At 70.3% G+C, this 11,757-nt stretch carries 10 protein-coding genes; 6 read left to right on the top strand and 4 right to left on the bottom strand.

Annotation, left to right across the window (positions count from 1 at the left end):
- Nucleotides 1-77: 77 nt before the first annotated feature.
- Both UA74_RS21770 and UA74_RS21765 read right to left on the bottom strand, forming a co-directional pair.
- A complete protein-coding gene (locus UA74_RS21770) occupies nt 78-1,454 on the bottom strand; it encodes a hypothetical protein (protein WP_075765312.1) in 1,377 nt (458 codons plus the stop codon).
- Nucleotides 1,455-1,619: 165 nt separating this feature from the next.
- Complete coding sequence (locus UA74_RS21765) at nt 1,620-1,982, bottom strand: DUF1844 domain-containing protein (RefSeq protein ID WP_075741904.1); 363 nt, start codon at nt 1,980-1,982, stop codon at nt 1,620-1,622.
- A gap of 295 nt (nt 1,983-2,277) precedes the next feature.
- Here UA74_RS21765 and infC point away from each other — a divergent pair, with 295 nt between their 5' ends.
- The 4 genes from infC to UA74_RS21745 all read left to right on the top strand — a co-directional run bounded on the left by infC (nt 2,278) and on the right by UA74_RS21745 (nt 4,552).
- Nucleotides 2,278-2,889, top strand: a complete 612-nt coding sequence (gene infC / locus UA74_RS21760) for a translation initiation factor IF-3 (protein WP_075744086.1) — start codon at nt 2,278-2,280, stop codon at nt 2,887-2,889.
- 112 nt (nt 2,890-3,001) lie between these two features.
- Entirely contained in the window at nt 3,002-3,196 is a 195-nt protein-coding gene (gene rpmI, locus UA74_RS21755; RefSeq protein WP_075744085.1) for a 50S ribosomal protein L35, read from the top strand.
- Between the two features lie 124 nt (nt 3,197-3,320).
- Nucleotides 3,321-3,701 (top strand): 50S ribosomal protein L20, encoded by a 381-nt coding sequence (rplT, locus tag UA74_RS21750; RefSeq protein ID WP_075741903.1) that lies wholly within the window; start codon nt 3,321-3,323, stop codon nt 3,699-3,701.
- Complete coding sequence (locus UA74_RS21745; protein WP_075744084.1) at nt 3,698-4,552, top strand: TrmH family RNA methyltransferase; 855 nt, start codon at nt 3,698-3,700, stop codon at nt 4,550-4,552. Before rplT ends, UA74_RS21745 begins: the two co-directional genes overlap by 4 nt.
- A 118-nt stretch (nt 4,553-4,670) precedes the next feature.
- On the opposite strand, the gene UA74_RS21740 is transcribed toward UA74_RS21745, so the two are convergent.
- Both UA74_RS21740 and UA74_RS21735 read right to left on the bottom strand, forming a co-directional pair.
- Nucleotides 4,671-5,915 (bottom strand): type II toxin-antitoxin system HipA family toxin, encoded by a 1,245-nt coding sequence (locus UA74_RS21740; RefSeq protein WP_075741902.1) that lies wholly within the window; start codon nt 5,913-5,915, stop codon nt 4,671-4,673.
- On the bottom strand, nt 5,902-7,590 hold the full coding sequence (locus tag UA74_RS21735) for a DUF262 domain-containing protein (RefSeq protein ID WP_075741901.1): 1,689 nt from the start codon (nt 7,588-7,590) through the stop codon (nt 5,902-5,904). The genes UA74_RS21740 and UA74_RS21735 overlap by 14 nt, the downstream gene beginning before the upstream one ends.
- A gap of 328 nt (nt 7,591-7,918) precedes the next feature.
- On the opposite strand from UA74_RS21735, the gene pheS reads away from it, so the two are divergent.
- Both pheS and pheT read left to right on the top strand, forming a co-directional pair.
- The gene (gene pheS / locus UA74_RS21730) at nt 7,919-8,986 is read left to right on the top strand and encodes a phenylalanine--tRNA ligase subunit alpha (protein ID WP_075741900.1); all 1,068 of its coding nucleotides are present in this window, start codon (nt 7,919-7,921) and stop codon (nt 8,984-8,986) included.
- Between the two features lie 102 nt (nt 8,987-9,088).
- Entirely contained in the window at nt 9,089-11,674 is a 2,586-nt protein-coding gene (gene pheT, locus UA74_RS21725) for a phenylalanine--tRNA ligase subunit beta (protein ID WP_075741899.1), read from the top strand.
- Nucleotides 11,675-11,757 lie beyond the last annotated feature (83 nt).

The following is an 11,757-nucleotide window of genomic DNA, read 5'->3' as shown; positions in this document are numbered from 1 at the left end:
GTCGGGTTCCCGACTCGGCCCGGTGAGATCGCACCGTCGGCTGTGACTGCCCGCGGGCGGCAGCACGCGAGCCCGACTCATGCTCGGCGTCGCGGCCACGACAGCGCGATCACCGCCGCACCGCCGAGCAGGAGCAGCCCGATCGACACGGTGGGCGGAGGCCCCGAGATCGTCGCCACGAGCTCGTGGTCACCGGGGAACACCGTGTCCAGCGGCGTGGCGTAGGCGCGGCTCAGCTCGACTCCCGGCATCGCCTCCACGTTCTGCGCCTGCGCGGCCGCCGAGATCGCGGCGACGATCGCAGCGGCGGCGACGCCGAGGCAGAAGACCACCGGCGTCCCGTCGACGGGACGCACCCGGCGCCGAGCCTCGGCGCGCGCGACCACCGGCGCAGCGAGCGCGAGCAGCGTCATGCCCGCCAGGACCAACGGCCAGTCGTCGGGCAGCGCCCAGCCCGTCTCGGCCGAAGCCCGGCCTGCGTGCAGCAGCCCGGCCGAACCGATCATCATCAGGAGCGCCGCCGCGAGGAATCCGGTGCGAAGCCCGGAGCCGGGCCGCCAGACGGCGGCCGCCGTCGCCGCGCCCGCCGCCACCAGGAGGTACCCCCAGGCGGGCGGGCTCGGCGGTGCCGTCAGCGTCCCGATCGACACGAGGGCCAGCAGCGGCGACCAGACCGCGAACCGGGCGCCAGGCCTGGGGGAGCGGGCGGGCTCGGCGCGCCCGAGACGCTCCGGTCGAGGTTCTGCCTCGGCGTCGGCTGTCGCCGTCGTGTCCGGTGCGTCGATTCCGGTCGACGCCGCCTGGTCGGTGCTTGTCTCCGCCCCGGTCGACACAGCCGCAGGCGCCTCGGTGGTCGCCCCAGCCGCCGAGCGCCGCGTCGAGTGCCGGGCCCACGCCGCGCAGCCGAGGGCGGATGCCGCCACCCCGAGCGAGACCAGGGGCGTCTCGGCCGGGACCCACGAGGACGTCCCGCCCAGCGTGGTCGCGGCCAACGCGATCACCGGCAGGATCGCGCCCCGCCACGACGCATCGTCCAGGATCGGCGACCACGCCGACCGCAGCGCCGCGCCGAACACGAGGCAGGCCCCGAAGGCCACCAGGAACGAGGCCGAGGAGATCAGCGCCCCGCCGGGCTCCTCGGCGAACAGGACGTGGCCGGGATCGGCGGCCAACGGGGCGGGCAGGACGGCGAGGGCGCCGACGAGCAGCGCATCGGCCCCGGAGCGGAACAGCGCCGTCGCGATTAGGCCTGCCGTGCCCGCCAGCACCAGGGCCAGCCCGGCGGTGTCCAGCCCGTGCTGGAGCAGGCCGAGGCCGAAGTACGGCGGCAGGGGCAGTGACAGCGGCAGGGCCGCCGAGGCGAGCAGCAGCACACCTGCTGTCGCTGCCCAGGTCAGCAGCGTGACCCGGAGCGGCCGGAGTCTCGCGTCGGGCAGGGGGTCGGTCGTCGGCACGCGACGGAGGGTAATGACGGTGCCTGACGATCTCGCCGGTCGACGTCGCGGATCAGGGAGAACACGCGGTCGCGCCTGCGGATTCCAGACGGCGCGGTCGTCGCCCGCCGACGATCCGCCGCCCGAGCCTGCCCCGTGGCTCGCAGGCCCGTCGGGGACGACAGCTCAGTGGACGGGGCCGGTGTACTTCTCGCCGGGGCCCTGACCAGGTGCGTCGGGGTGGAGCGAACCCTCGCGGAAGGCGCGTTGCAGCGTCTGAAGGCCGTCGCGCAGCGGTCCGGCGTGCGGGCCGAGGTACTCGACGGAGGAAGTGACCAGTCCCGCCAGCGCGGTGATCAGGCGCCGCGCCTCGTCCAGGTCACGGTGCGGGCTCGTCGTCGGGTCGGCCTCGGCCAGGCCGAGTCGCTCCGCCGCCGCCGACATCAACATGACAGCCGCGCGGCTGATCACCTCGACGCTGGGCACCTCGGCGAGTTCCCGAACCTCGTCCGTCTCCACTGCCGCCGAGGCCTGGTCCTGCCCGTCCACTGGTCGCCGCTCATCCACGGCTGGTACCCTTCCACGAGCGACCAGCCTTCGCGTCAGCGGGGGCGGCAAGTGGAGCCCCGCTCCCACCCGAGTCGCCGCCTCAGGCGGCCGGGTCCGGTCCCGATGCCGACCAGATCGGTGTCGGTCTGTCGTGGTTCGTCGTGCAGACGTCGAACCGAACGGACAGCGTGCGACGACTTCGTCGTACGGATCGGTCGGATACGGGCCCCGATCGCCTTTACCGGCGGCGGGGCCTTCGTCATCCGAAGGGTGCTCCGCCTGCCGTGGCGCAAGTCTGAACGTCACGAACCTAGGAGGCCCCATCAGCGCCGAGACGCGCATCAACGACCGTATCCGCGTACCGGAGGTCCGGCTCGTCGGACCCAACGGCGAGCAGGTGGGGATCGTCCGCATCGAGGACGCGCTCCGACTCGCCCAGGAAGCGGATCTGGACCTCGTCGAGGTCGCACCGCAGGCCCGGCCGCCGGTCTGCAAGCTCATGGACTACGGCAAGTTCAAGTACGAGAGCGCGCAGAAGGCTCGCGAGTCCCGCCGTAACCAGCAGCTCACGGTCATCAAGGAACAGAAGCTCCGGCCGAAGATCGACTCGCATGACTACGCGACCAAGCGTGGCCACGTGGTCCGCTTCCTCGAGCACGGGAACAAGGTCAAGGTGACCATCATGTTCCGTGGTCGTGAGCAGTCCCGCCCGGAGCTGGGCTACCGCCTGCTCCAGCGACTGGCCGAGGACGTGGCCGAGCTGGGCTTCATCGAGGCGACGCCGAAGCAGGACGGTCGAAACATGATCATGGTGCTTGCCCCGCACAAGAAGCAGCCGCCGAGGGGCAGGTCCGGCGACGGCGCCGATGCCGATGCCGACGAGACCGTCGCCGAGGGCGGCCAGTAGTCGGTTCATGTGGCCGTGGGACGGGCCGTCGGCGAACGGCCCGCCCACGCCGTGTGACAGCCGGCCGTCGATCACGGCGGCGAACAAGACGAAGAAGAGACAAGGACAGGACATGCCGAAGCAGAAGACGCACAGCGGCGCCTCCAAGCGGTTCCGGGTGACCGGCACCGGCAAGATCCGCCGTGAGCGGTGCGGTCACCGGCACTACCTGGAGCGCAAGGAGAGCAGGCTCGCCCGCCGTCTGGAGGGCACCGTCGAGGTGTCTCCCAACGACGCGCCCCGCATCAAGCGGATGCTCGGACGCTGAAGCCCGCGGCGGGACGGCGAACGCGAGGTCGGAACGATCTCACGCCGCAGTCCGCGAGCCGTCACCTTTACTAGCCACCGGGGCACCAGCACCACTCGCCCCTAGAGATTGACAGGACGGAACCGTGGCACGCGTCAAGCGAGCTGTGAACGCCCACAAGAAGCGCCGTGCGATCCTCGAGCAGGCCAGCGGCTACCGGGGGCAGCGCTCCCGGCTGTACCGCAAGGCCAAGGAGCAGATGCTCCACTCGCTCACCTACGCCTACCGGGACCGCCGCGCGCGCAAGGGTGACTTCCGCAAGCTGTGGATCACCCGGATCAACGCTGCCGCCCGGATCAACGGCATCAGCTACAGCAGGCTGATCCAGGGCCTGCGGCTCGCCGAGATCGAGGTCGACCGCAAGATCCTCGCCGAGCTCGCGGTGAACGACCCCGAGACGTTCGCGGTGCTCGCCGAGGCCGCCAAGGCGGCGCTGCCCGCCGAGGATCAGGAGAGCCTGGCCTGAGTGCGGACCCGCGCACCGCTCGACCCGAGGCGGTTCCGGCTCCCTTCACGGAGCGGACCCCTCGGGTCGCTGCCGCGCGCCGACTGACGACGAGGACCGGCCGGGAGCGCGCAGGCAGGTTCCTCGCCGAGGGTGCCCAGGCCGTGCGAGAGGCGCTCGACTGGGCCGAGCGCGGCGTGGGCCGGGTGTTCGAGCTGTTCGCCACCCCGGAGGCCGCGCAGCGGCACGTCGAGGCGTGGCAGCGAGCAGGCGTCGCAGGCATCCCTACCAGCCTGATCACCGAGAAGGCCGCCGCCGGGCTCTCCGAGACCGTCACCCCACAGGGCCTCGTCGCGGTCTGCGGGCTCGTCGACGTGCCGTTGGCGACCGCGCTGACAGGCAGTCCGAGGCTGGTCGCGGTGCTGGTCGAGATCGCCGATCCGGGCAACGCCGGAACGGTGCTGCGCGTGGCCGATGCGGCGGGCGCCGACGCGGTGATCTTCGCGGGATCGGCCGTCGACCCGCACAACGGCAAGTGCGTCCGGGCCACCACCGGCAGTCTGTTCCACCTCCCGGTGGCCAGGGAACGTGACGTCGACGCGGTCCTGGCAGCCTGCCGGGCCGCAGGCCTACGACTGGTCGCCGCCGACGGTCGAGCGGATCAGGACCTCGACGCCGCCGACCGGGCAGGCGATCTCGCCGCGCCCACCGCCTGGCTGTTCGGCAGCGAGGCGCATGGACTGTCGTCCGAGGTGCGGTCGTCCGCCGACACGACGCTGGCCGTCCCCCTCCACGGCCGCGCGGAGAGCCTCAACCTCGCCACCGCCGCGGCGGTCTGCCTCTACGCCACCGCCAGGGCGCAGCGGGCCTGAGCAGTTGGCGGCGGCCGGAGTTCGTCGAGCGCGCGGTCATCGGCCGACTGGCGGTGCGGGACGTGGCAGCCTTTCCACCTCTACCGGCCTGAACAGACCTCGGCGATGAACGCCGAGGTCAGTGCCCGGTGCGCAGTAGGGACATGCTGTGCTCGGCGATGCTCGCCGCCACCTGCCGGTGCAGTTCGGGGTGCTTGGCGATCTCTTCCCCGCACCTCGGCCAGTGCTCCCGCATCCGGTCCACGACGGTCACGGACTCGGACACGAGGTCGTCCGCGAGGTCGGGGGCATGCAGCTTGTGTGCGAGCCGCGCGAAGGTCGTGGCGTTCACGGCGCTGAAGCGCCTGCCTCGGCCGAACTTCAACGCCAGGTTCTCCGGCTCGTCGACGTGGTCTCGATACGGTGCGGTGGCGACGAGGTCATACGCTGGTGAGAGCGTCGGCACCCGTCGGTCGGGGTAGATCAACGACCAGTTCTTCAGGTGTGCATCGCCGTTCGAGATCAGGATGCAGAACGTGAGCCTGCGGACGAACTCGCGGAGCGCGGCCGGGTCTCGCCTTCGGTAGATCAGCGCAGCGACGGTCTCGTAGGCGCCGTGGTACTTGTCGTCCGGATAGAAGCCTCGGACCTGGGCGAGGTCTTCGATATGAACCGGTCTGCGGTTCTCGTCTCGATCGAAGCGACGGACGGCGAACGCCCACTCCTCCCGTCCCGGCCAGGTTCCCGGTGGTAGCCCGGTCAACTCCTCGCGGTGTACCAGCCTGCGGTCGGGGACGTCGATGCCGACGGCTGCGGCGAGCGTCATCATCGTGTACTCGTTGCTGGGCACCTGTGAATGGTGTGCGTCCGGAAGTTTGACGATCCAGTCGCCACCTTCACCGAAAGCAGGCAGGGTGAAGCGCTCGCCCTGCGCGAGCATGGAGAACTTGAGGCCGACCCCGGCGAGGGAGAACCGCCAGGCAGGGTGCGTCGTGACGGGCGAGCGTGCCTGCTGGGCCGCCTTGTCCCACTCGGACAGATCGGGGGGTTCGTCGTCGGCGAGTACCCGGACGGCGCCAGGAAGATCGTGTCCGACCTGGGCGAGCAGTTCCATCTCCCGATCGGCTGACACCCGCCGGTCCACTGCGATCCACTGGCGCAGCCTGCCCTCCGGAAGCAGGTTGGAGAACCAGGGCGGCAGTCGGAGGTGTGCGGCATGTCTACGGGTCAGGTCCTGCTCGAAGTCGAGCCCGAGCACCGCGCGATCGGGATCTTCCCGGTAGGCCTCCTGCAGGACGAACCGGGTGTGGTCCCCGCGTTGGAACAACGTGCCGACCCGCTGGTCGTGCAACCAGACCGCGTGCGCTGTCTCACGAATCGTCATTGTCTCCCTCGTCATCCAGATCGAATTCCGCGAGCGGCGGGGTGTCTTCGAATCTGTGCTCGCACTGGTGTCGGAGGAACGAGGCGACGACGTCGTCCAGCGTTCGTTGTCTGATCTCGAGAAACTCGGTGTGGTGGCCGCCGGCGACGGCTTCGGCGGCATCGACGGTGATGCCGTGCGAGCGCGCTGTCTCAGCCCACTGCTGATCGCTCTGCATCGGGTGTCGACCACCGAGGACGGATTCGGGCTCGATCAGTTCCGAGTCGAGCAGCAACAGCTGATTAGCCGACCACGACAGCTTCGCGTTGTCGATTTCCCCCCGACGGAACAGCGGGGCGATGGCCTGGCCTGCCGTGGTCCTCCCGTCGAGCGTGGCAGCGAGATCGGTCTGTTCATAGGGCGCACCGGTCGTCCAGGAACGCGGGGCGAGCGCCCACCAGCCACAGAGCATGATCTTCGTCGCCGCGTTGTTGGTCCGGAAGCTGCGGCCGTCCGGAAGAGCGATCTCGGCCGGGTCGGTGACGGTGAGCAGCCGCTGTATCGAGCCGCTGGGATCACCTGGTCTGATCTGCGTGTTGAGCTTTCTGGTCGCACCTGCAGTTCCGCCGGGCCAGGCCCTGGTACCGACCAATGCGGCCCGCCAGTACCAGCGACGAAGCAGGACTCGATCACGGCCGACGGGGTCGGGGTGGTGGGCGAAGTACCGGCTGAGCACGACCAGGAGATAGCGGTAGGGCAGCATGCCGACGTGAGGGACGCCTGCGTCATGCTGGAGGAACGACACCGCACGAGCCAACGCCGAGCGAGTCTCGCCGTATGCGGCATCTCGATCCTCGTCGGGAAATTCCACCTCGGCTCGGCGCCGGTGATCATCGAACTCGAGCCGGATATCGCGCTGGGTGTCGACGCCGCGTCGTGCCAGGATCGCCTGCAACACCGTGTTGTCGTCGATTCGTCCGAAGCGGAGTTCTGCATCGATCTGCTCGGAGATCGCCTGGATGTCGAGTCGTCGATCAGCCGTCTCATCGCCTGCATTGAGCGCGCTGAACACCTCGGCTCTGCGGAGTGGCTTCCCGTAGTTGTTCATCCGGTCGAAGATGTCCTGCAGCGCCTCGACCTCGCCGTGCTCGACCTGGTACGCCGGGATGCTGAACTGACGGATCAGCGTCGCCACCTCGCTCGCCTCATTGAGCAGATGGCTGATCTCGGGCCTGGCCGCGAACCACTGAAGCAGCCGTTGCAGGTCGAAGATGACGGAGAGGGGAACCAGCCAGGGGCTGTCAGGGGCCGCCTGCCGGGACAGGGTCCGCTCGCGGAGGTCGTAGGCCAGTCGGAAGCGGGGGTCTTCACCGCCGTCCGGGTGCAGGGTGTTGGCGAGGCTGGTCAGACGCTGTTGCCCGTCGACGACCCAGAGCGCCCGATTCTCCGCAGGGGCTTCGATCTCTAGTGCGCCCAGCCGAACCGGCCCGGCCGGTGCCGGACGAATCCACAACAGCAGGCTGCCGATCGGATAGCCCTTGAGGATGCTGTCGAACAGGCGACTCACATCCTGCGAGCCCCAGCGGTAGTCGCGCTGGAAGTGAGGGATACGCACGTTGCCTGCCCATGCCTGGCGCACGAGTGCTTCCAGTTCATAGATCTTGGTCGTGGGTCGCGCATCGAGTCGGTCGGTCACGGGTCGTCTCCCTGTCGGTATCTGGCAAGGCTCTCAGATCGCGCCAAGCCGATTTCGGGCGCTCCAGGTGTTCGCGTGACCACGGACGGTGTCGCCAGATCTCGGGTGTCGACCGGACGGTGATGCAGCTCATCCAATGGTGCCGGGCGGAATCGTGTCCGGTCGCCCGCCCCGCCCGGTTCCGCGCGCCTGCCGGACTGCTTCGGCATCTGCCGGAAACAGGGTGCGGGCGGGTCGGGCTCGTCGGCTAAAATCGGGCCGCTGCCTGCGGCATCGACGTCGCAGGAGGAGATCAGCCGTCTGGCAACCCTGGGGAGTACCCGCGCTCATGTCCGGAGTCAATGACAGCTACGACCCGAAGGAGGTCGCGGCGCTCGCGCCGCAGACCCTGAACCTCGCGGTCGATGCGGCCCGCGAAGCCTTCGAGAAGGCCGTCGACCTGGACGAACTCGGCGCCGTGAAGCCGGCTCACCTCGGCGATCGATCGCCGTTGCTGCTGGCCCGCCGCGAGATCGGCGCGCTGCCGCCCGCTGCGCGTTCCGAGGCGGGCAAGCGGGTCAACGAGGCTCGCACCGCGATCGACGCCGCCTTCGAGAGCCGCCGGAGCGCGCTGCTCGTCGAGCGGGACGAGCGGGTGCTGCGGGAGGAGACGGTCGACGTCACCCTGCCCGTCGACCGGCACGCCCCCGGCGCCCGGCATCCGCTGACCGTCCTGGCCGAGCGGGTCGCCGACGTCTTCCTCGCGATGGGGTACGAGATCGCCGAGGGCCCGGAGCTGGAGGCCGAGTGGTTCAACTTCGACGCGTTGAACCTCGGCAAGGACCACCCGGCGCGCTCCATGCAGGACACCTTCCACGTCGCGCCCGCCGACTCGGGGCTGGTGCTGCGCACTCAGACCTCGCCGATGCAGATCAGGACGCTGCTGTCTCGTGATCTTCCGGTGTACGCCGTCGGCCCCGGTCGGACCTTCCGCACCGACGAACTCGACGCCACCCACACCCCGGTGTTCCACCAGACCGAGGGGCTGGCGGTGGACAAGGGCCTGACGATGGCCCACCTCAAGGGCACCTTGGACGCGTTCGCCCGCGCGATGTTCGGCGAGGGTGCTCGTACCCGACTCCGGCCGTCGTTCTTCCCGTTCACCGAGCCCTCGGCCGAGGTCGACGTCTGGTTCGAGGAGCGTAAGGGCGGCGCGGGCTGGGTCGAATGGGGCGGCTGCGGCATGGTCAATCCCAACGTCCTTCGTGCCTGCGGCGTCGACCCGGAGGTGTACTCCGGCTTCGCGTTCGGCATGGGTCTGGAGCGGACCCTGCAGTTCCGCAACGGTATTCCGGACATGCGTGACATGGTCGAGGGTGACGTTCGGTTCACCCTGCCCTTCGGCGTCCAGGCGTGAGACGCCGACAGCAGTCAGGCGTGACCCGCCGAGACGGTCTCGGCATGATCCGCCCAGACGGAGCAACCCGGACGACCCGGTCGACAAGAGAGGCCTGAGCTAGTGCGTATCCCGGTTTCCTGGCTGGTCCAGCATCTGGTGGAGCCGCCAGAGGACATCACACCGGAGCAGTTGGCTGAGGCGTTCGTGCGGATCGGCCTCGAGGTCGAGTCCGTCGACACCCTCGGTCCGGTCAGCGGGCCCCTGGTCATCGGCCGGGTCGTCGAGATCGAGGAGCTGACCGAGTTCAAGAAGCCGATCCGCTTCTGTCGCGTGGAGGTCGGCAGGCTGGGCGGGCCGTCGGCCGACGCGAGCGACGGTGAGCAGGCGGAGGACGCCGATCGGCCGTTCGAGGGTGACCCGAATCCCGTGGTCCGGGAGGCCACCGGCGAGCCGGACATCCGGGGGATCGTCTGCGGGGCCCGCAACTTCGTCGAGGGCGACCTGGTGGTCGTGGCGCTGCCCGGCGCGGTGCTCCCCGGCGACTTCGTCATCAGCGCCCGCAAGACCTACGGCCGGGTCAGCGACGGCATGATCTGCTCCGCCAAGGAGTTGAACCTCGGCGAGGATCACTCGGGCATCCTCGTGCTGCCCTCCGGCACCGCGGCGCCCGGCGCCGATGCGGCGAAACACCTGGAGCTGAACGACTCGGTCATCGAGCTGGCGATCACACCGGACCGAGGCTACTGCTTCTCGGTGCGCGGCCTGGCCAGGGAGATCGCCTGCGCGCTCGACCTGTCCTTCCGCGATCCCGCCGTGCTCGAACTGCACGAGTCCGACGGCGACGCCTGGCCGGTGCGGATCGAGGACGAGAACGCCTGCTCCCGCTTCGTGTTCCGCCGCGTCACCAGCGTCGATCCGACGGCCCCTACCCCGTGGTGGCTGCGTCGTCGGCTGATGCTCTCCGGCATCCGGTCGATCTCGCTCACCGTCGACCTCACCAACTACATCATGTTGGAGGTCGGTCAGCCGCTGCACGCCTACGACGCCGCGAAGGTGCGCGGCACGGTGGTCGTCCGCAAGGCGGCGGCGGGCGAGAAGCTCGAGACCCTCGACGGGCAGACCAGGACGCTGGACCCCGACGACATCGTGATCTGCGACGACACCGGGCCCATCGGTCTGGCAGGCGTCATGGGCGGTGCGAAGACGGAGATCGGCGCGAAGAGCACCGACGTCCTGATCGAGGCCGCCTCCTTCGACTCCGCGACCGTCGGACGCATGGTGCGCAGGCACAAGCTGCCGAGCGAGGCGGCCAAGCGTTTCGAACGGGTCGTCGACCCTGCCCTGCCCGCCGTCGCCGCGGAGCGCACCGCGAAGGCGCTGGCGCACTACGCCGAGGGCAGCCTGCATCGTGGCCTGACCGACGTGGGTCATCCGCAGGTGCCCGCGCCGGTGACGATGCCGCTGGCCCTGCCGGACGAGGTCGCAGGCGTCCGCTACGAGCGCGGCGTGACGGCGCGGCGGCTCCAGCAGATCGGCTGTCGGGTGGAGGTGGGCACCACCACGGAGGGCACGGCGGTCGTCAAGGCCACCCCGCCGACCTGGCGTTCCGACCTCGTCCAGCCCGCCGACCTGGTCGAGGAGGTGCTGCGGCTGGAGGGCTATCACACGATTCCCTCCGTCCTGCCGTCCGCGCCTGCCGGTCGGGGACTGACGGACGCCCAGCGGCGCAGGCGGGCCGTGTCCAGGGCGATCGCCTCGGCCGGGTACGTCGAGGTGCTGCCCTTCCCCTTCGCGGGCCGGGCCGACTGGGACGCGCTCAACCTGCCTGCCGACGATCCGCGCAGGCGCACCATGCGGCTGGCCAATCCGCTCGAGGCCGATCGCGGCGAGCTGGTCACCACGCTGCTGCCCGGCCTGCTCGATGCCGTGGTGCGCAACGTGGCTCGCGGACATCGCGACGTGGCCCTGTTCCACATCGGACAGGTCGTGCGGCCCGACGAGCAGCTGGCTCCGATGCCCGAGGTGAGCGTCACGCAGCGGCCGTCCGAGGCCCAGGTCGCCGCGCTGCTCGCCGCGCTGCCCGCGCAGCCGGTGCACGTGGCCGCGGTGCTCGCGGGCAGGCGGGAGTTGTCCGGCTGGTGGGGGCCGGGACGGGTCGCCGACTGGTCCGATGCCGTGTCGCTCGCCCTGCTCGTCGGGGAGACCGCAGGCGTCGAGCTGCAGGTCTCCTCGGACGACCTCGCGCCGTGGCATCCGGGGCGCTGCGCCCGATTCACCGTGGGCGGCGAGGTCGTCGGCCATGCCGGCGAGCTGCATCCGAAGGTCGTCGAGGCGCTGGGACTGCCCAAGCGGGCGTGTGCGCTGGAGCTGAACCTCGACGCGCTGCCGCTGACGGACCCCAGGCCCTCGCCGAGGATCTCCGCCTACCCGCCGGTGCTGTTGGACCTCGCCCTGGTGGTGGACGCCGCAGTGCCTGCCGCCGACGTGACCGAGGCCGTGCGGTCCGGTGCGGGCGAGCTGATCGAGGACGTCCGACTCTTCGACGTCTACCGAGGGGAGCAGGTGGGCGAGGGCAGGCAGTCGCTGGCCTTCTCGCTGCGGTTCCGCGCCGTCGACCGCACGTTGACGGTCGAGGAGGCCACCGCAGGGCGGGACGCCGCGGTGGCTGCGGCGGCCGACCGGGTCGGCGCCGAACTCCGGTCCTGATCACCGAGGGTGCCGGGCAGCCCGATCGGGTCTGCCCGGCAGCCCTGGTGATGTCACCGATCTCTCGTCGCAGCCCTAGACGC

The sequence above is a fragment of the Actinoalloteichus fjordicus genome (assembly GCF_001941625.1).
GTDB classification, from domain to species: Bacteria; Actinomycetota; Actinomycetes; order Mycobacteriales; family Pseudonocardiaceae; genus Actinoalloteichus_A; species Actinoalloteichus_A fjordicus.
Note: the sequence above shows the minus strand (reverse complement) of the source record. Positions and strands in the feature narration are given on the sequence as shown.